General features: G+C 59.2%; 18 protein-coding genes. 12 read left to right on the top strand and 6 right to left on the bottom strand.

Going from position 1 to position 25900, the window contains the following annotated elements; genetic code table 11:
* Positions 1 to 29 precede the first annotated feature (29 nt).
* Positions 30 to 2504 carry a UvrD-helicase domain-containing protein gene (locus AC1RMX_RS04995; protein WP_493070758.1) on the bottom strand — a complete coding sequence of 825 codons (2475 nt, stop codon included), beginning with the start codon at positions 2502 to 2504 and terminating at the stop codon, positions 30 to 32.
* A 279-nt stretch (positions 2505 to 2783) separates the two neighbouring features.
* On the opposite strand from AC1RMX_RS04995, the gene AC1RMX_RS04990 reads away from it, so the two are divergent.
* Positions 2784 to 3479, top strand: coding sequence for a pirin family protein (locus AC1RMX_RS04990; RefSeq protein ID WP_085731268.1), 696 nt, complete (start codon positions 2784 to 2786; stop codon positions 3477 to 3479).
* 63 nt (positions 3480 to 3542) lie between these two features.
* Here the strand turns inward: AC1RMX_RS04990 and pgm are convergent, their stop codons facing one another.
* The 4 genes from pgm to AC1RMX_RS04970 all read right to left on the bottom strand — a co-directional run bounded on the left by pgm (position 3543) and on the right by AC1RMX_RS04970 (position 9772).
* Positions 3543 to 5189 (bottom strand): phosphoglucomutase (alpha-D-glucose-1,6-bisphosphate-dependent), encoded by a 1647-nt coding sequence (pgm, locus tag AC1RMX_RS04985; RefSeq protein WP_096820391.1) that lies wholly within the window; start codon positions 5187 to 5189, stop codon positions 3543 to 3545.
* A 109-nt stretch (positions 5190 to 5298) separates the two neighbouring features.
* The gene (locus AC1RMX_RS04980; protein WP_493070756.1) at positions 5299 to 6699 is read right to left on the bottom strand and encodes an aminotransferase-like domain-containing protein; all 1401 of its coding nucleotides are present in this window, start codon (positions 6697 to 6699) and stop codon (positions 5299 to 5301) included.
* 49 nt (positions 6700 to 6748) lie between these two features.
* Positions 6749 to 8203, bottom strand: coding sequence for a hypothetical protein (locus tag AC1RMX_RS04975; RefSeq protein WP_493070754.1), 1455 nt, complete (start codon positions 8201 to 8203; stop codon positions 6749 to 6751).
* A 546-nt stretch (positions 8204 to 8749) separates the two neighbouring features.
* A complete protein-coding gene (locus AC1RMX_RS04970; RefSeq protein WP_085731020.1) occupies positions 8750 to 9772 on the bottom strand; it encodes a zinc-dependent alcohol dehydrogenase family protein in 1023 nt (340 codons plus the stop codon).
* Positions 9773 to 10042: 270 nt separating this feature from the next.
* Here AC1RMX_RS04970 and AC1RMX_RS04965 point away from each other — a divergent pair, with 270 nt between their 5' ends.
* The 5 genes from AC1RMX_RS04965 to AC1RMX_RS04945 all read left to right on the top strand — a co-directional run bounded on the left by AC1RMX_RS04965 (position 10043) and on the right by AC1RMX_RS04945 (position 16204).
* A complete protein-coding gene (locus AC1RMX_RS04965) occupies positions 10043 to 10957 on the top strand; it encodes a LysR family transcriptional regulator (protein WP_085709803.1) in 915 nt (304 codons plus the stop codon).
* 445 nt (positions 10958 to 11402) lie between these two features.
* Positions 11403 to 12248, top strand: coding sequence for a GTPase (locus tag AC1RMX_RS04960; RefSeq protein WP_493070752.1), 846 nt, complete (start codon positions 11403 to 11405; stop codon positions 12246 to 12248).
* 29 nt (positions 12249 to 12277) lie between these two features.
* The gene (locus AC1RMX_RS04955) at positions 12278 to 12742 is read left to right on the top strand and encodes a hypothetical protein (protein ID WP_096820386.1); all 465 of its coding nucleotides are present in this window, start codon (positions 12278 to 12280) and stop codon (positions 12740 to 12742) included.
* Positions 12739 to 14592 (top strand): dynamin family protein, encoded by a 1854-nt coding sequence (locus tag AC1RMX_RS04950; protein WP_096820385.1) that lies wholly within the window; start codon positions 12739 to 12741, stop codon positions 14590 to 14592. The genes AC1RMX_RS04955 and AC1RMX_RS04950 overlap by 4 nt, the downstream gene beginning before the upstream one ends.
* Positions 14579 to 16204: a GTPase gene (locus AC1RMX_RS04945; RefSeq protein WP_176504841.1), complete on the top strand. Its 1626-nt coding sequence runs from the start codon at positions 14579 to 14581 to the stop codon at positions 16202 to 16204. Before AC1RMX_RS04950 ends, AC1RMX_RS04945 begins: the two co-directional genes overlap by 14 nt.
* A 417-nt stretch (positions 16205 to 16621) precedes the next feature.
* Here AC1RMX_RS04945 and AC1RMX_RS04940 read toward each other — a convergent pair whose 3' ends face one another.
* Positions 16622 to 17806, bottom strand: coding sequence for a sugar transporter (locus AC1RMX_RS04940; protein WP_096820383.1), 1185 nt, complete (start codon positions 17804 to 17806; stop codon positions 16622 to 16624).
* Positions 17807 to 18140: 334 nt separating this feature from the next.
* On the opposite strand from AC1RMX_RS04940, the gene AC1RMX_RS04935 reads away from it, so the two are divergent.
* From AC1RMX_RS04935 to AC1RMX_RS04910, 6 genes are all read left to right on the top strand, one after another.
* Complete coding sequence (locus AC1RMX_RS04935) at positions 18141 to 18800, top strand: hypothetical protein (protein ID WP_096820382.1); 660 nt, start codon at positions 18141 to 18143, stop codon at positions 18798 to 18800.
* 101 nt (positions 18801 to 18901) lie between these two features.
* Positions 18902 to 19249 carry a DUF4190 domain-containing protein gene (locus AC1RMX_RS04930; protein WP_096820381.1) on the top strand — a complete coding sequence of 116 codons (348 nt, stop codon included), beginning with the start codon at positions 18902 to 18904 and terminating at the stop codon, positions 19247 to 19249.
* A gap of 15 nt (positions 19250 to 19264) precedes the next feature.
* Entirely contained in the window at positions 19265 to 19717 is a 453-nt protein-coding gene (locus tag AC1RMX_RS04925) for a DUF805 domain-containing protein (protein ID WP_096820380.1), read from the top strand.
* 276 nt (positions 19718 to 19993) lie between these two features.
* Entirely contained in the window at positions 19994 to 21247 is a 1254-nt protein-coding gene (mexE, locus tag AC1RMX_RS04920; RefSeq protein ID WP_096820379.1) for a multidrug efflux RND transporter periplasmic adaptor subunit MexE, read from the top strand.
* A 15-nt stretch (positions 21248 to 21262) separates the two neighbouring features.
* The gene (locus AC1RMX_RS04915) at positions 21263 to 24442 is read left to right on the top strand and encodes an efflux RND transporter permease subunit (RefSeq protein ID WP_096820378.1); all 3180 of its coding nucleotides are present in this window, start codon (positions 21263 to 21265) and stop codon (positions 24440 to 24442) included.
* Complete coding sequence (locus tag AC1RMX_RS04910; RefSeq protein WP_096820377.1) at positions 24439 to 25860, top strand: efflux transporter outer membrane subunit; 1422 nt, start codon at positions 24439 to 24441, stop codon at positions 25858 to 25860. The genes AC1RMX_RS04915 and AC1RMX_RS04910 overlap by 4 nt, the downstream gene beginning before the upstream one ends.
* Positions 25861 to 25900: the final 40 nt, after the last annotated feature.

The raw sequence follows: 25900 nt of genomic DNA, 5'->3' as shown, positions 1-25900 counted from the left end.
GTTTGCGGGCTTTTTTGTGGGCGTTCGCTTCAGGCGGTTTTCTTTTCCGGCCGGTGATCGACGAAGAACGGCTTGCCCTTGGCGACCCGATCGGAGGCGCGCGGCATGTTCACTGCCTGGGCGTCCTGCGGTTCGACGTACCAGTAGCAATGACTCACCGCCCGGGTGATGCCGACATAGGCCAGGCGCAGGATTTCGTCCTTCTGCGCGGTGTCGTAAGGCTCGTTGTCGCCGACCTTACCCAGTCCGGCCATGCGGTAGACCTGATTCTTGTACGGCGAACTGGTCAGATGCTGACAGTCACCGAGCAAGAACACCGCATCGGCCTGCAAGCCTTTGGCGCTGTGATAGGTCAGTTGCTTCAAGCGTCGGGACTCGTACGGCAAGCTAGAATCAACATTAACTACAGACTGAATATGCTGCTCTATCAATGACTTATCGCTGCTTTTTCGATAAAGCATCAGGATTGAATCGCCGTTTCTGTAGTGCTCCGCCAGACGCTGGCCGAGTGCCTGATCGTCGCGTTCCAGTACGTTGACCGGTTGCAGCGGCTTCTCCTCGCCGCTGGCCTTGGCTTTCTTGCCGGGAATCGCCGGCGCCGCACGGACGATGTGCTCTGCCGCGTCGATGATGTGCTGATGGCTGCGATAGTTGTCGCTGAGCATCACCCGCGTGGTGCTCGGCGATGAAAACTCCTTGTTGAACTCCATGAAGTAACTCGGCGAACTGCCGCGCCAGCCGTAGATCGACTGCCAGTCATCCCCCACGCACAGCAAGGAAGAACGCTGCGCCCCGCGCCCGACGTGCATGGCCGGGCCACGGCTGCGGATTTCCGCAAGGCTGGCGCGAATCCACGAAACGATTTGCGGCGACACGTCCTGGAATTCATCGATCATCAGGTGCGACATGGGCCGCAGCAGTTCATCGCTGAGCAGTTTGAGGTTTTCCGGCGAGTGCTCGCTGAACAGCGCGAACATGCGGTTGTAGGTCATGACCGGTGGTTTCTGATCGAGCAAATGATCTTCCAGCGCGCGCCAGAACAGGCTCAGCGCTTCAAAGAAAAACCGGTCCGGATCATCATTGGCGAAACTCATGCGGCCAACGGCGTCCGGTACATCCAGGCCCAGGTTTTCGATAAAGCCGGCGGCGGCGACAAAACAGTCCAGCAACGGCGCGGATGCGAGCTCGCCCTTGACCTTGTAATCGAAGCCCGGCCCGGCACTGGCATCACCTGCCAATGTGGCCAGGATGCGCTTTGATGACTCGTAACTATCTATCCAAATCAATGGCTTACGGCAGAAAGCTTGAAACAGGGTGCGCTTGACTGCCCACTCTGCACGGACTGTCAGCTTGGCGTTTGGGCGGCAGACTTGCGGATTTTCGCGCGGATCGAAGCCCAAAATGACCCAGGCATCGAGGCTCGGAATGTAGCCATGGCAGTGGAAGTTCGCACCGTTGACTTCGAAGGTCTGGCGGTTCGGCTCGATACCCTTGATCGGCCAGGCACCGGCGCGGAACCACAAGTCTTCGATCACGTCGCACAGTTCTTCGTCGCGCTTGGCGGCCAGTTCGGTCACCGCCATGCGCTTTTGCACGTCCGGGTGATCGCGTTCCAGCTCCTTGAGCTGCAAGGCATGCCGGGACAGTGGCTGGATCAATTGCCGGAAACGCTCGTCCTCGGTGTAGAGACGGTGATAACAGGCGTTGAGCTGCTGCCGCTGGGCGTCGTTGATCCGCAGATCAAACGGGTTGCTGTCGACGTCATCGTCCCCGCCCTGCGGCCGGAGGCTGAGGTTTTCAAAAGCCTGCAAACGCTCGAACCCCGGCAGGCTGCGAACCATCGGCAGAATGCGCGAATGGAAGGTGCGCACCAGATCCCGAGCGGTTTTGTGGCTCAGGAATTGCCCCCAGAGGGCAAACAGCTCAATCAGTTTGTTGATGAAGTCCTTGCGCGATTCACGGGTGAAGGTCACCACGGTCATCGAATCCAGCTCAAAGCCCAGATAATGCGTCAGCAGCAGAATGCGCAGCACCAGCGTGGTCGATTTGCCGGCACCCGCTCCGGCGATCACCGAGGTTGACGGCGTATCACTGAAAATCATCTTCCACTGCGCAACGCTCGGCTGGGCGTGGGCCGGCAGCAAGCGGGCGACGTCAGCCTTCATGCGCTTCTTCAGCTCGGCCGTCAGTGGCAGGCGCCAGTCATCGAACAGGTGGTTGTCGATGCTCGGCGCGCGATGCTCGGTGCTGCGGCTGTCGCGGATCAACAACACCTGACGGCCCTCTTCCAGGCCGTCAGCCTTGCCTTCCTTGTAACCGTAATCGACCCCGGCGGTGTGACCGCTGCGAAAGCCATCGGCCTGGCCGTGCAGCCACGAAGCCCGATGCTGGGCGCGCAGTTGCGTCAGGCCGTGCCCCAGGAAACGCGCCGCCAGGCGTTTGAACCACGGCATCTCGGCCAGGGGACGAAGTTCGGGAGGAAGATCGGGGGTGTGTTGCGCCACGCTGACGGACTCCAGGAGGTGAGGCTGTTGGGGGCTATGGTGTCTGCATTTGCCCTTGAGTTCTAGCGAAATGCTTACAGGTCATCGAGTTAGGCGATGAACTGAAGGCTGCGTGAGAGCGTTTCGAGGTTTATAACATCAATAAATTCGATGGGAATGCAGCACTTTTTACGCTTTTTCTCGATTGTTGGCTGATAGATGATGCTCGCCATCAATCACCGGTCTCGCTTCGTGGCTGCGGCCGAAACGCCCCATGACGAACCTTTTGAGGAGAAGATCATGCTTGAACTCAGACCCTTCAGCTCGCTGGGCGGCGCCCATCACGGCTGGTTGGATGCCCATCACCATTTTTCGTTCGCCGAGTACTACGATCCACAGCGCATGAGCTGGGGCAATCTGCGGGTATGGAACGACGACATCATCGCCCCGGGAACCGGTTTCCCCACTCACCCGCACCGGGACATGGAAATCATCACTTACGTGCGTGAAGGTGCGATCACCCACCAGGACAACCTGGGCAACAAGGGCCGCACTGAAGCCGGCGACGTTCAGGTGATGAGCGCCGGCACCGGGATCGCCCACAGTGAATACAACCTGGAGGCGACCGCTACCAAGATCTTTCAGATCTGGATCATGCCGACCGAAACCGGTGCACCACCTTCGTGGGGTGCCAAACCGTTTCCCAAAGGCGAGCGCGAAGGCTTTGTGACCCTCGCCAGCGGCAAGGTCGGTGACGATGAGAGTCTGCGCATTCGCGCCGATGCCCGGTTGGTGGCAGCCACGATCAAGGCCGGGGAAACCGCCGAGTATCGCCTCGATGCCGGACGTCGCGCCTACCTCGTACCGGCCACCGGCGTGATTGAAGTCAACGGCTTGCGTGCGCAAGCTCGAGACGGTGTCGCGGTGAGTCATGAACCGGTGCTGACCGTCACAGCCATTGAAGACAGTGAAATCGTGTTGGTGGATCTGGCCTGATCGGCTGAATGGCGGGCAAAAAAAGGGCGACCTCTGAGGTCGCCCTTTTTTATTCAGCGCGGATTACTTCGTGGAAATTGCACCATCCACCAGGGTTTGCGCTTCGGCCACCAGTTGCTTGAGGTGGTCGTCACCGATGAAGCTTTCAGCGTAGATCTTGTAGATGTCTTCGGTGCCCGAAGGACGCGCGGCGAACCAGCCGTTCTCGGTCATCACTTTCAGGCCGCCGATGGCCTGATCGTTGCCCGGTGCCTTGCTGAGAATGCTCTGGATCTTCTCGCCCGCCAGTTCGGTCGAAGTGACTTGCTCCGGCGACAGCTTGCTCAGCAGCGCTTTCTGCTCAGGGTTGGCCTTGGCATCGACACGCACCGAGAACGGCTCGCCCAGTTCATCGGTCAGTGCGCGGTAAGCCTGGCTTGGGTCGCGGCCGGTACGGGCAGTCATTTCAGCAGCCAGCAGGGCCGGAATCAGGCCGTCCTTGTCGGTGCACCAGACGCCGCCGTCCTTGCGCAGGAACGATGCGCCGGCGCTTTCTTCACCGCCGAAACCGAGCGAGCCGTCGAACAGACCGTCGGCGAACCACTTGAAGCCGACCGGCACTTCGTACAGGCGACGGCCCAGACGCTTGGCCACACGATCGATCAGGCCACTGCTAACCACGGTTTTACCCACGGCCGCGTCGGCGCGCCACTGCGGACGGTTCTGGAACAGGTAGTCGATCGACACGGCCAGATAGTTGTTCGGTGCCAGCAGGCCGCCGGACGGGGTAACGATGCCGTGACGGTCGTGATCCGGATCGCAGGCGAACGCGACGTCGAAGCGCTCCTTGAGGCCGATCAGGCCCTGCATGGCGTGGCTGGACGACGGGTCCATGCGGATCTGGCCATCCCAGTCGACGGTCATGAAACGGAACGTCGAATCGACTTCCTTGTTCACTACGTCGAGGTCCAGGCGATAGTGCTCGGCGATGGCCGACCAGTAGCGCACCCCTGCTCCACCCAGCGGATCGACGCCCAGACGCAGTTTGGCACCGCGGATGGCATCGAAATCGATGACATTGATCAGGTCGGCAACGTAGGTATTCACGTAATCGTGACGATGCGTGGTGGCGGCTTTCAGCGCCTGCTCGTAACCGATGCGTTTAACGCCTGCCAGTTTGTTGGCCAGCAGTTCGTTGGCCTTGGCTTCGATCCACTTGGTGATGTGGGTGTCGGCCGGGCCACCGTTGGTTGGGTTGTATTTGTAGCCACCGCTTTGTGGCGGGTTGTGCGACGGTGTGATGACGATGCCGTCAGCGAGGCCGGTGGTGCGGCCGCGGTTGTAGCAAAGAATGGCGTGGGACACTGCCGGTGTCGGGGTGTACTCATCGCCTTCGGCGATCATCACAGTCACACCGTTGGCTGCCAGCACTTCCAGGGCGCTGGCCCCGGCCGGCGTCGACAGCGCGTGGGTATCGATGCCGACAAACAGCGGACCGGTGATGCCCTGGGCTTCGCGGTACAGGCAGATCGCCTGGCTGATGGCCAGAACGTGCCACTCGTTGAAACTCAAGTCGAAGGAGCTGCCACGATGCCCGGAAGTACCAAACGCCACACGCTGGGTGGAAATCGAGGCGTCGGGTTGACCGGTGTAATACGCCGTTACCAGTCGCGGGATGTCGACCAACAACTCTGCCGGTGCCGGTTTGCCCGCAAAAGGACTGAGTGTCATGCAAAACCTCTGAAATAGAGTGGTTCAGGAAATTACAGCGGAGTTTACTGGCAGTTTGACCGTAGTGCGATGGGATCTATCCAGTGCATCCCCGATGTTTTTTAACAGCTCAGTCATCGGGGGCCAGTCGCAAGGCATCGCCAAGCAAACCGACGACGCCTGCCATCTCCTGCCCGCTGCTGCCTATCGCGCTCAGTCGCATGTGTTGCCCATGCATGCCTTGGGTACTGAACAGCTCTCCCGGCGCGATCAACACATGTTGCTTGAGCAGCCGTTGAAACACCGTGCCCATCGCCACCCGACGCGATGAACGCACCCAGACCGTCGCACCGCCCTGCGGCTCGGCGATGTGCAGTGCATCGCCCAGTCCTTCGCGCAGCAGATCGATCAACTGTGTACGACGCTCCTTGAGCAGACGCTTGAGCACCGGTAGATGTTGATCGACACGACCGCTGGCATACAGTCGGGCAATGGCTTTCTGGCGAATCGGCGACAAGCGAAACGAACGCAGTAGAAAGTGCCGTTGCAGGTCGTTGCGCCATTGGCGAGCGAGCACATAGCCATAGGGCGCTTCGACACCGATGACCTTTTCGAACGTGGAAAACACCAATAGGCGATCGGGGTCCAGCAAGTCCCGCAGAGGTCGGCTTGCGCAGTCATCGCCCAATTCACTGTAACTGTCGTTTTCCAGCACCCAGGTACCGTGGAGCCTGAGCAGGCGCGCGATGGCTTCGCGATTATCGGCAGGCGCCAGGCTGCCATGGGGCATGTTCAATTGCGACGGCAGCAGGATCAGCCGTACCGGTTCGGTTTCCAGTAACGAGGCCAGATGCCGTGGATCGACCCCTCCGCCGGGCTGTACCGGCAGCTCGATGACCCGCACGTCGGCAGACTGAAGCAAGCGCAATATCACCCAGTCGCAGGGAGACTCGACCACCACGGTCGTGTGACGCAGTTCAAGGACCGCGATCAGGATCTCCAGCACCCCTCTCACATCGGCGCCGATATAGACATCCTCGGCATGCCAGCAATGAGTGGGTGATGAGGTATAGCGAGCGGCCAGCAGCGTGCGCAACTCCAGCTCGCCACAAGGCTGGGCCGGTGCCTGTGATTGGCGGGGATATTGACGCATGAGCTCCCGTTCAAGCATCAGCAACGGGCTGTCCAGAGGTTGAATCGAAGCCGGGTCGTCAGCACTCAATACGCGCATGCCGAGACATCTGGCGTTGACGTAGACGGTTTCCAGCAGATCATTGCCTCGCCCGGGCGGCATGACGGTGGATGCCGGCTGTGCGAAATAACCGGACTTGGCCACGGAGTAGACCCGGCCTTCTCGTTCAAGCAGTGCGTAGGCGTACTGAATGGTCGATATCGACACGTTCAGCCGTTCGGCCAGTTGCCTTAATGAGGGCAGCCGAACCGCCCCTTCCCCGCCTGGCCCTTCGATCAGTTGGGTGAGATAGCGATAGACCGCCTGATAGGCGAAATCGTTTTCACGCGAGGCATTCATGAACCGGCGTCCGCAGGCATTCTCTGGTGACCGGGCGCTACGCTCACGTTCAACCTTCCGCCGTACGGTCGCCTGCGGCAACCTCGCGGTCGGCCGGACTCGGGGCGTGCGTTGCCTGATCGGCCATTTGAATGGCGTCCATGGCATACAGCCGACTGATCAGCCGCACGGGCAACCCACTGACATCGGTCATCCATTGCAGAACCTGCTCCGGCGCGTGCAATCCCTGCATCGCACGATGCAGATCCGGCATGGCCACCAGCATGCCCGGATGGCAGGTGCGCAGAAAACGTTCGAGCCCGGCTCCGCCCTCGATGAAAGGCGCGAACAAGAGACAGACCAGTTGCGCTTCATTGAGCCCGAAACTCTTTTGCAAGGATGAGGAGGCCAACGATCGATGCTCGCTGAGATCGGACAGGTTGCCGAACGTCGCCACAAACCGTTCGCAAATCTGCTCCGGCAGGTTTTTGCGACGCATCACTGCCAGGCAACGCTGCAGGTATTCCGAGACCCCGACTTCATAATCGTGACCGCCGATGTAGTTGGCTTGCAGACCGCTCAGGTAGGCCGCGACCAAGGGATCTGGCGACTCGCCGGTGCCTGGCTCGAACAACAAATCATCTGTCTGAAACCCGAGAAAGTCGCTGAGCAAGGGCCACCGCTCCTCCATCTTGCCCACCACCATGTCATCGATGCCGATGTAATGGGTGCGCCGACAGGCTTCGAACTGACCGAGAGGACGCCACGGCAGCAGATCGGACTCTGCGTGGAGCTCGCGATAGCAGTCGCCCCCCATGCCGTCGAGCAGATTGAACAGCTCTTCGAATCCGGCCCCCCGCTTCGGCAGCGCGCCGATGCCGGCCTTCTGGGCGGCGCGATCCAGTCCCTGAAGAAAATGCTCCTGGCTGCGTGCGGAGTCGCTGCTGACCAAGGCATCGACGCCGTTGTTCCAGCGTGCGACCTGCCCGTAGAACTCGGCGGTGGCCAGGTACGCGTCGTCCCAAAGCTCCAGGCTCTCTCCCCAGCGCCGGCGGTGGCCAACCATCAGCAGATTGATGCGATTCGCCTCCCGACCATCGTCGGTGAGCGGCGCCTGATGGTTAAAAGGCAAGACCTCCCGATTGTCGATCATCAGCAGTTCGACCCTTGGGTCGTCATACAGAAACAGTGCGCTGAAACTGCGGTGCATGTTGTGCAGTGCCGAGGGCGGTGTGGCGCAACCGCGCAGGGTTGCCACCCGCAACTGAAAAGTGCCCGGAGCCCGTCCGGCGATGCTCAGTTGCGCAGCGCGCATCAGGGCCAGGCTGTAACAGCAATCACGAGTGCCCGATTGCGTCACCAGCACCTTGAATTCGCCGATTCGATCCATGCCCCCGGCAGCCACCGCCAGTCGCTGAATCAACAGCTGCAATGCCGTGCGTTCTGCACGGGAAAAGAAACTCAGCAATCGTTGCAATACTTGCTGGTAGACATAGTTCATTGCCTGGTCATGGATCGTGCTCATCAGTACTTCACCCGATATCAAAGGTTTTATATTGCGCAACCACGAACGCCGGACGCGCAATCATTCTTCATTAATTAATAGACGCTGAAATGCTAACACTTAAGGTTTTGTAGTTATTTGAAACAGTTGGGCTCGCAATAATTCATGTTTATGACTCGCACGCCGCAAGCCCCCGCCGTTACAGGGTTTTCTCGAGAAGGAAGTTTTCCTGGGAAATTTCTTACAATGGCCTGCGCATGATGAGCACAAGAAAAAAAGAAGGGATTACGCGACCGCCCTACAGCAATTAAACAAAAATCAAGATATCGACTCTCGACAATCATTTTGTATCGCGCAGGAAAAAGAGAATGCACAGCCATAGCTCATTCCTTGAGATGAAAGTAGTCATTCAATTATCAGGGTCTGGAGGGCGATTAGAAGATACAGATCAAGAGTAAAAACCAGTTCAGTTGCTGAACGTCCCCAGGCGTCGCGCCCAGGGTTTCTCTTGGTCTGAAGGATGGAACGCACAAGAGTCCGTGGGGCCACGGACTCTGATCACAACGGTCAGGCAGGTTCGACTTGCAGGGCGACCCGCTCACGGCAAGGGCATTCGTCCATGTAGCGGTGTGCTTCGACAAACTCGTTGAACGGGAAGACCCGGGTCTTGAGCGGAAGCAGCACGCGGTCGGCCGTCAACTGATTGATGTCACGCAGGGCACGTTGCAAGGCGACGTGATCCTGGACGATGCCCAGTTCCGGCTTCCCGGTGAAGTTGCCGATGCAGTGCACGAAGAACTGGATGTTCTTCTGGAACGCTGCGCAGGCCGGGAATGGCGTCTGGTTGCCACCCTGCAGGCCATACAAAACCAGGCTGCCGCGAGGTGCCAGCACATCTCCAAGCAGCGACATCTGTGGGCCACCGAGACCGTCGAACACGACATTGACGCCACGGTTGTCGGTGATCTTGTTGATCCGCATCAACAGGTCTTCTTCTTCGGTGACGATCACTTTCTCGGCACCGAGGGACAGCAGGTATTCGCGCTCTTCCGCGGTTTTCGTGGCGGCAATCACTCGCACACCCAGCGCCTTGCCCAACTGGACAAAGGACGGACCGGCGCAATGACTGGCGTCAGTGACCAGGGCAAACTGCCCGGGTTTGACGCGTGCCAGATCGACGTAACCGAAATAGGCGATCAACAGCGGCGTGTAATGCACGCTGGCTTCGATCGGGTTCAGCACGTCCGGATAACGGGTCAGCGCCGTACGCGGCAGAACGATCAGTTCGCCATAGACCGGATAGTCATTGGGACTCTCGGCCGGAAAACTCGCCACCTTGTCACCGACAATCAGGTCTTCGACACCGTCGCCAATGGCCGTGACCACACCAGCCATTTCATGACCCAGGCCTGAAGGCAGGCGGGCCTGAGACGACGCCAGGTTCTGACGCCAGAGCGTGTCGTACCAGCTGATGCCGATCGCCTCGACACGCACCTGCACTTCGCCAGGACCTGGCTGAGCGGCCGCATGCTCTTCGCATTTGAGCACCTCGGCCGGACCAAACTTGTGAAAACGGATCGTGCGGGACATCGCAAACCTCGTCAAAGTAACCTCTAATGCCCTGAACTCTATCTGGGCTTTCCAGCCAAGACTATCAGTGGCTATTAATAGTCGACATGCCTGTCATTGATTCCGCAGTATGGCCAGCATTGAGCAAATCCATGAAAAAACTGCTGCCGCCTTCTCAGTAAAGCTGAATTACCCGGTGCAGACTACCAGCCTTTCCCCGTAAGATTCATGCCGGCCATTGTTCTCATATGGTCGCTCTCGTCAAGCTTGATGACTCTGCCAGGACTCCAGATGAATCGTAATGACCTGCGTCGTGTCGACCTGAACCTGTTGATCGTATTCGAAACGCTGATGCACGAACGCAGCGTGACCCGCGCTGCGGAGAAGCTGTTTCTCGGCCAGCCAGCGATCAGCGCGGCGCTCTCGCGCCTGCGCGGACTGTTCGACGATCCGCTATTTGTACGCACCGGGCGCAGCATGGAACCGTCTGCTCGTGCGGTGGAAATCTTCGCCCTGCTCTCGCCTGCCCTGGACTCGATTTCGACAGCGGTCAGCCGCGCAGCCGAATTCGATCCGGCCACCAGCACCTCGGTATTCCGGATCGGCTTGTCGGACGACGTCGAATTCGCGTTGTTGCCGATGCTGCTCAAGCGCCTGCGGGCCGAGGCGCCCGGGATTGTGCTGGTGGTCCGTCGCGTCAACTACATCCTGATGCCCGGCCTGCTCGCCTCCGGTGAAATCTCGATCGGCGTCAGCTACACCACCGACCTGCCGGCCAACGCCAAGCGCAAAGTCTTGCGCCGCAGCCAGCCGAAACTGCTGCGCGCCGATACGGTGCCGGGACCATTGAGCCTGGATGACTATTGCGCCCGCCCGCATGCGCTGGTGTCGTTTGCCGGCGACCTCAGTGGCTTTATCGATGAAGAACTGGAAAAGCTCGGCCGCAAACGCCACGTGGTGCTGGCCGTGCCGCAGTTCAACGGTTTGAGCACGTTGCTGGCCGGGACCGACATTGTCGCGACCGTGCCGGATTACACGGCTGATGCGCTGACGTCTGCGGGCGGTGTGCGCGCAGAAGACCCGCCGTTGCCGACACGCACGTTTGAACTGCACATGGCCTGGCGTGGGTCGCAGGATAACGATCCTGGGGAGCGTTGGTTACGGTCGCGGATTCAGATGTTTTTCGGGGATCCGGACAGCCTTTAGGTTTCGTCGATCAGGCTGTTTAGCTGATCATTACTGGCTTTTCATAAGCCATGCAGACCCATCCACTTTCAGTGGATTGCTACATTGGGGGCACATCTGAGCGCATGCTTTGGATAGTTTGAAAAGGATGCCCCCAGTTTAGAGTTCAACAGTCCTCTTTCGAAAACTCAGCCGTTACTCTTCCCAGACACCGCGGAGTGAAGGTAGGCCGATGAGAAGCACTACTCTGCCCAAGTGCGTGAGCAACCGAGTGAAACCTCCTGTGCAATTGATATCGCAGGTGTAGCTTGCCAAGCTGAATTCAGACCTCACCCCTTCGCTTTTCAAAGCGCAGCCGGAAATTCGGCCGCTCACTCCTAGTGATTCACGACTAATAGCCAGTTGCCACTCAGCCATCTCATCGCCATGCTATGCACCAAACGGGATCCAATACATGGAGCGAAAGGTGCCGGACGACGACCTGCTGATTCAGCTTACCCAGCAACACCCTGACTTCTGCCGCCTGCGCAAGGAGCTGGAAGAGGCAAAAAGCCTCGGCCCGGCACCTCGGATTGCCGTATGCGGACTGATGAATGCGGGCAAGAGCGCACTGCTCAACGGCCTGACCGGGCATATTGAAACGGAAGTCTTCAAAACCAAGGAAATACGGGCAACCACGCAATTACAGACCTTGGAGCATGAAGGACGCCTCTATCTGGATACCCCGGGGATCGACGCCTGCGATGAGGATGATCGGCTCGCGTGGCTGGGTCTGGCCAATGCCGATGTGATTTTGTTCGTGCACAACTTGCGTACCGCCACGCTTGAACAAGTCGAAACGGCCTTCCTGTGCGAACTCAAGCGCCGTCGCCCGGATCTGGAGCGCCACCTGGTGGTGGTGCTCACCCATGCCGAAAGCGTCACTCAGCAGGAAGTCAGCGAGCAGGCGATCGGCAAGATCTTGCAGTCGCTGTTCGGGACCGTGCCGGCTACCTTCGCAACCTCATTCACCACGTTGCGCAACGGTGTGCGTAAGCGCAACACGAAGCTGCTCGAACTGAGTGGCTTCGACTCTTTGCGCGAGCATTTGCAGGCGCATCCGGGGCTGCTTGAACGAGGCGTAGGCAAACAGCGTGCCGAACGCGACGATCACCGCCGCGATGTCCTGGAGCGCTTCCTCGACCAGCTAATTGCCCAGCGCAGAAAGCGACTGGTCAAGCTCGAAGGCACGCAGGCCACTCAGCTCGAACAGTTACAAAGTAGTGTCGACGGACTCTTCGAATCGGTAAGCCATGGCTTGGCCCGCGGCTGACTGATTGATACCACGCAAGGAGATTCAATATGTGGTGGTTACTGATACCCGTGATCGGAACCGTTGTGGCAGCGGTCGTCAATTCCGACAGCAGTGAAAAGGAAGAAGCCGAGCGTCAGGCCCGCGCCAGGTTACGCGAACGCGCCGAAGCGCGGACCCGCAAACAGGACAGGGATCAAGCTCAGGCGCAGCGCAACCAACGGTTCACTCAGGACATCGACGCACAGCTGAGCGAGCTGATGGTTTCGCACAAGGCCGACCTCATACTTTCAGGCAAAAGCCACGCCGGCGTGACGATAGAAAGCCTCCAGGCGTTTATCGCCAGCCCGCCTCAAGCCACAGCGCAAGGCCAACTCAAGGCCTTGCGCCTGCTGGCCCCAAACACCCGATTCAGCCCTGAATGGCTAGAGCGCGAGCGCCAGGCCAAAGCCCTGCGCGCTGAAATTCAAGACCTCAAACGCTTGAAACGACAATTACTGGACAGATCGCTATGACCTCCGCTCCCGCCAATCGCAGCGAACTGCTGCATGTCTTTGCGCAGGTCGCGCAAGGGTTCAACGATGTGCAACGCCAGGTCGAGGCGCGCGAAGCGCGTCTCAAGCAGACTCTGGATGCGCTGGAGCGGATTCGCACAACTTCGCCCTGGAGCCGCTCTGGCTTGGCTCCAGATCATCCCTTTCTGACCTTTGCCAAGGCCTGCCAAAACAATTTGGATGAGCGCTTCGACGCCTGGATCAAGAACGTCAGGACCTACGAGCGCAACACGCAGTTCCGCAGCAAATTCGGCGACTCTCTGCTGGTGTTTGTCTTCGGCAAGGTCAAGGCTGGCAAGTCTTCGCTGGGCAACTACCTGGCTTATGGCCGCACCGAACCCGATGCGCAACTCATCGCCCAGGCGCAGCCCAAGCCTGAGTTTTTCAGCGAAACCTCCACGCAGTTGTGCGAACAGACCAGCGATGCGCAAATCCGCGAAAACGGCTGTTTCGGCGTCGATGTCGTGGAAGCCACCAGTGCCATCCAAGGCTTCCGCCTGCCAGGGCTGACCTGGGTCGACTCGCCCGGGCTGCATTCGGTCAACGCGGGCAACGGCGAACTGACCAAGGACTACGTCGACGCCGCCGACCTGGTGATCTTCCTCAGCAAATCTGAAAGCCCGGGCCGGCGCTCGGACCTGGACGAGGCCAGGGCACTGTTGCACAGGGACAAGAACATGATCGTGCTGCTCACCGGCAGCGACGAAAACGACGTGGACGTGAATGATGACGGTGAGGTCGTGAAGACGCTGATCATGAAAAGCGACAGTGCACGCCAGCTGCAAGTCGGCTACTTCATCCAGGCCCTGCGCGAATCCGCCCCCGAATGCTCGCTGGATGATCTCAAGGTTCACTCCATCTCGTCCTGTTATGCCGAGCAAGGCTCCGCCGAGGAGCAGCAAGAGCGCTGGCAAGTCAGCGGCCTGGCCGACTTTGCGGGAGAAGTCGGCCGCCTTGCCGTTGCCGAAGGCCTGCAAATCAAGCAGCAAGTGCCGCTGAAGAATCTGCAAGCCTTCTGCCGCCAATTGAGCGAGTCGATTGGTTTACAGCAGGTGCTCTTGAGCGAGTTGCAGAATGAACTGGCCAACGCGCGCAAAGAGCTGAAAAACAACACCGAGCGCGTACTCTCCCAACTGCAGCAGCGCCTGCCCATGGAGATCAACAAGCTGGCTGATCAATATGCTCTGAACGACCAAGGATTTTCCGACGCGTGCTGGGCGCTGTTCGACCGCCAATTCGCCGAGTGCGCCGGGGCGCTGTGCGAAGCCATCGGGCAGAAGTTCGAAGACCTGGGCCACACAGCCCAGAGCGTGGCGCCGGTTGGCAAGGCGCTACCGGGGTTTACCTCTCGTAAGCGCAGCGTCAGCTACCAATCGCGGCGCAACGAAGGCATCGGCAAGGCCGGAGGGGCCGGGCTCGGCGGTTGGGGCGGGGCTGAGGCCGGTGCCGCCCTTGGTACGTTAATAGCTCCGGGAGCCGGAACCTTAATCGGCGGGTTGATCGGTGCCGCCCTCGGTGGCTGGATGGGCGCCAAGGCTGGGGGGGCAGCAGGCGGCCATTTCGATGAGACGACTGAGTTCGAGATCATTGTCGGCGACAACCGTGACGAAGTTTCTCTGTCTACGCGCGAACACTTCATCGACTACGCCAAAGATCGCCTTAACCGGCTCTACCTCCAGCTCGATGCGCTGTGCTTCGTCGATGTATCGACCTGGCTGTCAAACCTCAGCCAGGCTCTGCAAAACCTGGATGACCTCGCCGCGCAACAGATCAACGCCATTAGCAAGGAACTCGATCATGGCCCTGCCTGACTTCACTCGCGTACTCGCCACCTACGACACGATAACTGCGCCGCTCCAGCGCTGGTTGCCAGCCGAACGCGCCAGCGAATTGGGCAACCAATTGCATAGCCGAGCGGCACGCCTGCGTCCGCAGATCATGGTCTATGGGCTCTACAACGCGGGCAAGAGCACGCTGCTCAACGCCCTGATGGGACGCGCCGAAGCGCCAATGGCCGACCACCCGGAAACCTCGGTGGTGACCGAGTATCCTTGGCAGGGATACGCGCTCCTGGACACACCGGGTCTCGATGCGCCGATCAGGCATGAGCAAGTTGCGATGCAGCAATTGCAGGACAGCGAAGTGGTCCTGTTTGTGGTGGCAGCCGGCGGTACGCTTGACGAGGTCGCCACCTGGGAACGCCTGGCGCAGATCGTCGTCTCGGGCCGCCGGGTGATGCTGATCGTCAACAACAAGGCTGGTGTGCAGCACGACAGCCGCGACTTCGTCATCATCAACGACAACCTGCGCCAGCATCTGCAGAGCGCCGCCCTCGCCCACGGCATCGGAGATATATTGGAGCAGGTGCCGATTCACTGGGTCAACGCCAAGGCTGCCCTGCGCGGCCGTATCGAAAGCAAGGAGCCACTGGTGGAGTTCAGCGGCATCCTCGAATTGGAACAGGCGCTGGGCGATTTCCTTGCCAGCAGTGACAGTGGCGTTATGTTCAAGACCTGCTGCAAAGACCTGCAAGAAGCCATCGAACTGGCCCTGATGCGCCTGCATCAGGCCGGCGGTAATGAGCAGGCGCTAGCGCTGGACAAAGCCCGCATGCAGGTCGATAGCGAGCGTGACCGACTGCAGAACGTGCTGCGTCATCACCTCGACAGCCGCTGCGTACGCGCCAAGTCGAGTGTCGTTGCGCTAATCAACGATGCGCACCTCCAGCCCGCTGGACAGGGCGAGCAGGCCATGGAAGACGGCGCGTCAAGCGTCATCGCATCGCTGACCGCCGACATGATGACTGCCCTCAAGACCGAGTTGCCGGCAACCCAGCGCAAACTTGAAGACATTGGCCAGACGTTGGCCGACAGCGCCTTCGGTGCAGCTCACGCCTGCGTGAATGGCGTTACTCGCGAGAGCAACGGCAATGACGACAGTGGATTGTCGCCAGCGCTCAAGGATGCCATGCGCAAAATGCCCATGGGTGACCTGAAAACGATAACCGAGCAAGGCGTGAAGAAGGCGCTGGAATTGGGCAAAGAGCTATTGCCAACCTTGTTCAAGGGGATCGGCAAGAAAACCATGGAACGCTGGGCCGCCATGGCCGGACGCTGGGCTGGCCCGCTGCTGCAGGCTGGGATGGCCATTTACGGAATTTACCAGGCCATCAGCAGTGAAAAGGCCGAAAAGGCCATGCTGGAGCGCCAGACCAAGGCTGTAGAGGATGCGGCCAGCACCTTTGTCGAAGACTTGCGCCAAGCCTATCTGAACCAGATTGCGCTGGTGATTGAGGAAGTCTTCAAGCCGATCGATGAATGGATGGCGACCCAGCGCGCGCTGCTCGTGCAAAGCGGGCAAGAACAGACGCAAGACCAGCATTTGTTCGAAGAAGCCCTGCTGGCGCTACGTCAAGCGTATTGACTCGTTAGTGCCCCTCCTTGCGCGACTGCGCAAGGAGGGATGGCACTCAATTAATAGACAGCCCGCTTCGCCAACACCAACTATTGCAACTCAGGCTACAGGTCATGAAGGTACTGTCGACCCTCAAGCCCCCACGTACTCTTCGACGATCAACGCAATCAACTACAGTTTCCGGCGGATGATCTGCCAATGGTGCATGTGCCGAAGCTGCCAGAAGATCGGCAACGGATGAGAAAGTGGGCGCATACAGATGAATGAAGTGCACGAGGATGTGGATGCCGGTTTGGATGCCTGCCGAGGCGAGCTTTGACTCTTTGGGCATGCCCGATCTGCATGGCACTGATGTAGTTACAAGAAAGATTAAATAGAAGCCTTTCCGAAACCGCTTTGCTTTTGCTGGCAAAGCGGTTCAAGAACTCAGGCAGAAGCCCCGGGCCGAGCCAGACGATAGACCGACAGGCAATAAAGCAACAACGCCAACGCCGCCAACATCCCGCCAACGACCCCGACATAAGCAAAACCAAACTGGCTCCCCACCCAGCTCCCCATCAGTGCCCCGCCACCAATACCGATGTTGTAGATCCCCGAAAACAGCGCCATCGCCACATCGGTCGCATCAGGCGCCAGCACCAGAACCTTGGACTGCAACGCCAGACCGAATCCCATGATCGCCATTCCCCAGAACAGGCTCAGCGTGCACAGGTAAGAGACCTTGCCGCTCAAGGGCAACAGCAACGCCAGGCACAACGCGAGCAACGACACGGCGACAATCAGAAAACGCTGCGGGCTATACCGATGCAGCCAACTGAACAGCAGGGATCCGAAAATCCCCGCACCGCCGAATAACAGCAGGATGAGCGTGACCGTCTCGCCACTCATGCCCGCCACGACCTGAACGAACGGTTCCACGTAGCTGTAAGCGGTGAAATGAGCCGTCACGACCATCGCGGTCAGGATATAGATCGCTACGAGCGCAGGTCGCTTCAACAATAAAGGCAAACTTTTGAGCGACCCCGAGTTCTGGCTGGGCAGCAACGGCAAGACCCTGGCCAGCCAGAACACCAACGTTGCCGCCAGCACCGCGATCGCGATAAAGGTGGTTCGCCAGCCCATCGCTTCGCCCAATATCCGGCCGAGGGGAATGCCCAGCACCATCGCCAGGGAAGTGCCGGTGGCCAGCAAGCCCAAGGCCTGAACCTGCTTGCCCGGTGGCGCCAGACGCACGGCCAGAGAAGCCGTGATCGACCAGAACAGCGCATGCGACAATGCCACGCCGATCCGGCTCACCAGCAGGACAGCGAAGCTGGTCGCCAGACTCGACAGGATATGACTGACGATGAACATCGCAAACAGCACGATCAAGAGCTTGCGCCGCTCGACGTTGCGCGTCAGCAGCATGATCGGCAGCGAGGTCAGCGACACCACCCACGCATAGATGGTCAACATCAAACCGACCTGAGCCGACGTCATGTCGAAGCTGCTGCCGATCGAACTCAACAGGCCGACAGGGACGAACTCGGTGGTGTTGAAGACAAACGCAGCCAGTGCCAGCGCAATGACCGCATACCAATTGCCGCTGGTTGTAGTCGTGGAATTGTTCATTTATAAGTCGTGCCCATCTGTCGTTTTTACGTACACCAATTGCCGAAAAGCCTCAGACGACAGGTGGTTCGATGGCGACTTTACTATAAAGAAACGGCGACTTGTCCGTCGGGTGGGAAACTCTCGGCGCACATTTTCGAGTGCACCCCGCTGCCCTGAACCGCAGCGCGCTTCATTGGCCTGCGTAGCGCAATCAATTGCCATATGGATATCAAGTTCCCGCATTTCTTACTCGGGAGCAGTGTTGCAATTGACCTGACATTCAGCCATGTGGATCTTCCGGCAAACCATTGAAAGCCAGAAATGCCCCCCAAGACGTTACAAGGAAGTACTGATGCCCCCGCAACAAAATCACTTCACCAACCGTGCTTTTCGCTCCGTTCGTACCCTGCTTGTCGCCAGTTCCATGCTGCTGGGCAGCGGCTGCGCGATGCTCTCGAACACATTCACGCTCAAGACTGAAATGCCTGCACAATTCAATGTCTACACCACCGCGCATTACAGCGAGCTGTTCGGAGGGATATGCATATTGCCCGACGATTACGCGGGCGATCCGCAGCCTGATAGAAAAGAGTTCTATGCCGATGCCCACGCCACGCCTTTCACTTCCGAGTTCGAGATAGCGGTGAGTCGCAAGGTCGGAGATTGTTTCTTGGTGCTCAGTGGCATTGATTTCAATATTGCTGGTCACTCTGCGACAGTCGAAAAAACGATCGATACGTCCTCGGTCGGCCTCAAGGTTGAAACATTCCTTGGGGAGAATGAAAAACCGGCGACACGAATCGATGAGCAAATACTCGCCGTGCGTTGCCATTGGCAAGATCCATCGTCTGATCGTTCCCTCAAGTCCAGTCTCCAGTGTCGAGGGTTGGACGCCAATGGCAACGAACGCAAGGGGCCGGAACTGGGCATGTTGAAAAACAGACAGCTTCAAGGTCTGACGTTGCGCTTGAAGGTGAGTGTGGACGATGAGCCCAGAAACCCTGGCTCATGAGTAATGGCAAAGTGCTTAATGACAAATCCGGTAATAAAGTTTAACTTACCGCCGCCCCGACCGATGGAAGGTCGGGCACTCGCACTCAGTTAAGGAAAACGATGGCAATGGTCTATTGTCGTGCATGCGCCAAGGAGCTACACGAAACGGCGCTCACCTGCCCCCAATGCGGGGCCGCCCAACAGGCCTCAGTGCCGCAAACGCAAGCCGAAATGCCTTGGCTGGCCATCGTTTCGTTGATCCTCGGAATTATCAGCGCACTCACCCTGTTTGATGACTCCGAATGGGACAGGGACGCGATTGTCGGTGTGGGAACTCTCAGCCTCGCGGGCCTCATTTGCGGCATCGTCTGTATCAACCAAAAACACTCAGGAAGAAACCTCGCGATTGCCGGCATTGTTTTGTCAGGTATTGCCGCGTTTGTGTTGTCCTGTTTATCGATTGAATAATTTTAGGGAAAAAATATGAGCATGGTTTTCTGCCGCGGTTGCGCCAAGGAAATTAGCAGTCTGGCCGTGGCTTGCCCGCAGTGCGGGGCGCCTCAAGCAACACAACAAGTCTATGCAAGTGGCCCCGCCATCACGACGGGTAACCCATACCTCGAAGCATTGAAGAACTACGTAGTGTTTCAGGGTCGCGCCACTCGCCGTGAATACTGGATGTTCATTCTGATCAACCTTGGGGTTTCCATTGTCATCGGCGTTCTCGATGCCATGCTGAACACCAAAGGCATCCTGTACAACCTTTATAGTCTGGCAGTGTTCCTGCCGGCGCTCGCGGTAGGCGTACGCCGCATGCACGACACCGACCGCAGCGGCTGGTGGTTGTTGCTGCCAATCGTCAACATCGTGTTCCTGGCACAAGACAGCCAGCCGGGCCCGAATCGTTTTGGTCCAAACCGCAAGGGCGTCAACTGAAACACGTCGACACCTAGCTGATCGAGACGGCCCACGTGGCCGTCTCTTTGTTTCTGCAATTCACCTTTGAAAAGGTGTTGCTGCTTTTTTACTTGCCACGCAACACAGTTTTGTCATCATTTCATTTGATAGCCCCCTAACGAAAGGTGCATGCTAGAGGGCTTCGCTCGGTCTTATATCATTCCGAATGATAGTTACCTTCGTGTCATTCGATTCGTTTGCTATCAACCCGCCGAGCATCATCCGCCCATCTTCAATACATTGGCGGATGCATCCATGGAACAATCACTCAAACATTTGCGCTTCCCGTTGGCTCTGTTGGCCGTGATGGTGATGAGCGCCTGCGGCAAAGCTCCAGAGACCGCCGCCGCCATGCCTGCTGCCAAGGTCAGTGTGGCCAAGGTGCTGGAACAACCGGTCAACGAGTGGGACGAATTCACCGGGCGCCTCGAGGCGCCGGAAACCGTTGAAATCCGTCCGCGGGTCTCCGGCCAGATCGACGAAGTCGCCTTCACTGAAGGTGCACTGGTCAAGAAAGGCGACCTGCTGTTCCAGATCGACCCGCGTCCGTTCCAGGCTGAGGTTCGCCGCCTCGAAGCCCTGGTCGCCCAATCCCGCGCCAACGCCACCCGCAGTGAAAACGAAGCCGGCCGTGGCGAGCGCCTGCGTGCCAGCAACGCCATCTCCGCCGAACTGGCTGACTCGCGCACCAGCGCTGCACAAGAAGCACGTGCCGCTGTCGGCGCCCTGCAAGCGCAGCTGGATCTGGCCAAACTGAACCTGAGCTTCACCCGCGTAACCTCCCCAATCAGCGGTCGTGTCAGCCGTGCCGAGATCACCGCCGGCAACCTGGTGACTGCCGACACCACTCCGCTGACCAGCGTGGTGTCCACCGACAAGGTCTACGCCTACTTCGACGCCGATGAGCGTGTGTTCCTCAAATACACTCAACTCGCCCGTCAGGGTCAGCGCGGCGCGACCACGCCGGTGTACATGGGCCTGTCCAATGAAGATGGCAACCCGCACCAGGGTCAGATGAACTTCGTCGACAACCAGGTCAACCCGAAGACCGGTACCATCCGTGGTCGCGCCGTGTTCGACAACAGCGACGGCACCTACACCCCGGGCCTGTACGCACGACTGAAACTGGTCGGCAGCGGCACTTACAACGCCATGTTGATCAACGATGAAGCCGTCGGCACCGACCTCGGCAAGAAGTTCGTGCTGGTGATGGATGGCGACAACAAGACTGCCTACCGCGCCGTTGAACTCGGTCCGAAGATCGAAGGCCTGCGCATCGTACGCAGCGGCCTGAACAAGGACGACACGATCATCGTCAAGGGTCTGCAACGGGTTCGCCCTGGCTCTCCGGTCACGCCTGAAGTGATCCCGATGGCCAGCGAGCAGACCATTGCTGCACTGGCTCAACAACGACAAGCGCTGGAAGCCAGCAACCTGCCCAAAGTCGCACCTGCCAAAGGCGCGTCGGGATCGGTTGTGAAACTGGCTGCTGCGACCCCACGCGGTTAAGGGACGACAACTCCGATGAATTTTTCCCAATTCTTCATTTCACGGCCGATCTTCGCAGCGGTGCTTTCGCTGCTGATCCTGATCGCCGGTGCGATCTCGCTGTTCCAACTACCGATCAGCGAATACCCGGAAGTCGTGCCACCGACCGTGGTGGTGCGTGCCAACTTCCCGGGTGCCAACCCTAAAGTCATCGGTGAAACCGTGGCTGCTCCACTGGAGCAGGCCATCACCGGCGTTGAGAACATGCTGTACATGTCCTCGCAGTCGACCGCTGACGGCAAGATCACCCTGACCATCACCTTCGCCCTGGGCACTGACCTGGACAACGCGCAGGTGCAGGTGCAGAACCGCGTGACCCGGACCGAGCCGAAACTTCCAGAAGAAGTGACGCGCATCGGTATCACCGTCGACAAGGCCTCGCCCGACCTGACCATGGTTGTGCACTTGACCTCGCCGGATAAACGCTACGACATGCTGTACCTGTCCAACTACGCAATCCTCAACATCAAGGATGAGCTCGCTCGCCTTGGTGGTGTCGGTGATGTGCAGCTGTTCGGTATGGGCGATTACTCGCTGCGTGTATGGCTCGATCCGAACAAGACCGCTTCGCGCAATCTGACTGCCACTGATGTCGTGACCGCCATTCGCGAGCAGAACCGTCAGGTCGCCGCCGGCCAACTGGGCGCCCCCCCTGCCCCGAATGCCCAGAGCTTCCAGTTGTCGGTCAACACTCAGGGCCGTCTGGTCTCCGAGGAAGAGTTCGAGAACATCATCATTCGCGCAGGTGACAACGGTGAAATCACGCGTCTGAAAGACATCGCCCGCGTTGAACTGGGTTCGAGCCAATACGCCCTGCGTTCGTTGCTGAACAACCAGCCTGCCGTAGCGATCCCGATCTTCCAGCGCCCGGGCTCCAACGCCATCGAAATCTCGAACGAAGTTCGCGGCAAGATGGAAGAACTGAAGAAAAGCTTCCCGCAAGGCATGGATTACAGCATCGTTTATGACCCGACGATCTTCGTGCGTGGCTCCATCGAGGCGGTGGTTCACACCCTCTTCGAAGCGCTGATCCTCGTGGTTCTGGTGGTGATCCTGTTCCTGCAGACCTGGCGCGCCTCGATCATTCCGTTGGTGGCGGTACCGGTATCGTTGATCGGTACGTTTGCGGTGATGCACCTGTTCGGTTTCTCGCTCAACGCCCTGTCGCTGTTCGGCCTGGTACTGGCGATCGGTATCGTGGTGGACGACGCCATCGTGGTGGTGGAGAACGTCGAGCGGAACATTGAACTGGGGCTCAACCCCTTCGATGCGACCAAAAAGGCCATGGGTGAAGTGACCGGTCCGATCATTGCCACGGCGCTGGTGCTGTGTGCGGTGTTCGTACCCGCTGCGTTCATCTCGGGCCTCACCGGTCAGTTCTACAAGCAGTTCGCCTTGACCATCGCGATCTCGACAGTGATCTCGGCCTTCAACTCGCTGACCCTGTCGCCAGCGCTGGCCGCTGTGTTGCTCAAAGGTCACGACGCACCGAAAGACCGCTTCTCCAAAGTGCTGGACAAGATCTTCGGTGGCTGGCTGTTCCGTCCGTTCAACCGCTTCTTCGACCGCGCCAGCCATGGCTACGTCGGCACCGTGCGCCGGGTTATCCGTGGCAGCGGCATCGCCCTCTTCCTGTACGCAGGCCTGATGGTGCTGACCTTCTTCGGTTTCTCCAGCACCCCGACCGGTTTCGTACCCGGCCAGGACAAGCAATACCTGGTGGCCTTCGCGCAACTGCCGGACGCCGCGAGCCTGGACCGCACCGAAGACGTGATCAAGCGCATGTCCGACCTGGCCCTGAAACAGCCGGGCGTGGAAAGCGCCGTAGCGTTCCCGGGCCTGTCGATCAACGGCTTCACCAACAGCCCGAACGCCGGCATCGTGTTCGTGACCCTCAAACCGTTCGACGAGCGTAAAGACCCGAGCATGTCCGCCGGTGCGATTGCCGGTGCCTTGAACGGCAAGTACGCCGGGATCCAGGAAGCCTACATGGCGATCTTCCCGCCGCCGCCGGTACAAGGTCTGGGCACCATCGGTGGTTTCCGCCTGCAAATCGAAGACCGGGGCAACCTGGGCTACGACGAGCTGTACAAGGAAACCATGAATATCATCACCAAGAGCCACAGCGTGCCTGAACTGGCCGGGCTGTTCACCAGCTACACCGTGAACGTGCCGCAGGTCGATGCTGCCATCGACCGCGAAAAAGCCAAGACCCACGGCGTGGCCGTCAGCGACATCTTCGACACCCTGCAGATCTACCTGGGTTCGCTGTATGCCAACGACTTCAACCGCTTCGGTCGCACCTATCAGGTCAACGTTCAGGCTGAACAGCAGTTCCGCCTCGAATCCGACCAGATCGGCCAGCTGAAAGTACGCAACAACAAGGGCGAAATGATCCCGTTGGCGACCTTCATCAAGGTCAGCGACACCTCGGGTCCGGATCGCGTGATGCACTACAACGGCTTCATCACCGCTGAAATCAACGGTGCCGCAGCCCCAGGCTACAGCTCCGGCCAGGCCGAAAAAGCCATCGAGAAACTGCTCAAGGATGAACTTCCGAACGGCATGACCTACGAGTGGACCGACCTGACCTACCAGCAGATTCTGTCCGGCAACACCGCGCTGTTCGTGTTCCCGCTCTGCGTACTGCTGGCGTTCCTGGTGCTCGCCGCTCAATACGAAAGCTGGAGCCTGCCACTGGCGGTGATCCTGATCGTACCGATGACCCTGCTGTCGGCTATTACCGGTGTGATCATCTCTGGCGGTGACAACAACATCTTCACCCAGATCGGCCTGATCGTACTGGTGGGCCTGGCGTGCAAGAACGCGATTCTGATCGTCGAGTTCGCCAAGGACAAACAGCAAGAAGGTCTCGACCCGCTGGCCGCTGTACTGGAAGCCTGCCGTCTGCGTCTGCGGCCGATCCTGATGACCTCGTTCGCGTTCATCATGGGTGTGGTGCCACTGGTGTTCTCCAGCGGTGCCGGTGCCGAGATGCGTCATGCCATGGGTGTGGCGGTGTTCTCCGGGATGCTCGGCGTGACCTTCTTCGGTCTGCTGCTGACCCCCGTGTTCTATGTGCTGATCCGCAACTTCGTGGAACGCGGTGAGGCTCGCAAAGCGGCCAAGTCCCTGAAACTGGAGGCGCAACAATGAGTCTGAAAGTCTTCCTGCCGAGCCTGCTGGTACTGGCCTTGAGCGCCTGTGCAGTCGGTCCCGACTACAAGACCCCAGCCACGGAGGCGGCCAACATCACGGCCGCCACCGACGGCGCCGCCGGCCAGAAGAACTTTGACCGTTCGAAGTTCGAAGGCATCTGGTGGCAGCAGTTCGACGATCCGACCCTCAACCAGTTGGTGACTCAATCGCTGCAAGGGAACCGCCAACTGCGCGTGGCGTTCGCCCGCTGGAAAGCCGCACGGGCGATCCGCGACGACGTCAGCAATGACGCCATGCCGACCATCACCAGCCGCGCCAGCAGCGATCTGGCCAAGGGTCAGATTCCCGGCCAGACCACCAAACGGGTCAACAGCGAACGCTACGACCTGGGTCTGGACATGGCCTGGGAAATCGATCTGTTTGGCCGCATCCAGCGCAATCTGGAAGCCAGCGACGCTGACCAGCAGGCTGCCGAAGCCGATCTGTACCAGCTGCAAGTCACCATGATTGCCGAACTGGTGGACGCTTACGGTCAACTGCGCGGTGCACAACTGCGGGAAAAGATCGCCGTGGCCAACCTGGAGAACCAACAGGAGTCGCGCAAGATCACCATCAGCCTGCGTGACGCCGGCGTTGGCGACCAGCTCGATGTCGAACGTGCCGATGCGCGTCTGGCATCGGTCGAAGCCAGCGTGCCGCAATTGCAGGCCGAACAGGTTCGCCAGAAAAACCGCATCGCTACCCTGTTGGGCGAGCGTCCGGACAAGCTGACCGTCGACCTGAGCCCGAAAGACTTGCCAGCCATCGCCAAGGCATTGCCGATCGGCAACCCGGGCGAACTGCTGCAACGTCGTCCGGACATTCTCAGCGCCGAACGCAAACTGGCTTCCGCCACGGCACGTATCGGTGTGGCCAAGGCCGACCTGTTCCCACGGGTCAGCCTCAGCGGTTTCCTTGGTTGGACGGCCGGGCGTGGTTCGCAGATCGGTTCCTCGGCGGCCAACGCCTGGGCACTGGGCCCGAGCATCACCTGGGCGGCGTTCGACCTTGGCAGCGTGCGGGCCCGTTTGCGTGGCGCCGACGCCGATGCCGAAGGCGCACTGGCGACCTACGAGCAGCAGGTGCTGCTGGCTCTGGAAGAATCGGAAAACGCTTTCAGCGATTACGGCAAACGCCAGCAACGGTTGATTTCGCTGATCCGCCAGAGCGAATCAAGCCGCAAGGCTGCCGATCTGGCTGAAATCCGCTATCGCGAAGGCACCACGGATTTCCTCGTGCTGCTCGACGCCCAGCGTGAGCGTTTGAACGCCGAAGACAGTCAGGCCCAGGCCGAAGTCGATCTGTATCGCGGCATCGTCGCGATCTACAAGGCCCTCGGCGGTGGTTGGCAGCCAGAAACGGTCGCCAGCAAGTAACAGTTTTTTAAAGAGCTCCTTTGGTTGGCCGCAACCAACC

It is taken from the genome of Pseudomonas sp. GW822-FHT03F04, assembly GCF_058801405.1.
The sequence above is the reverse complement of the archived record's forward strand: the minus strand, read 5'-3'. Positions and strand labels throughout refer to the sequence as shown.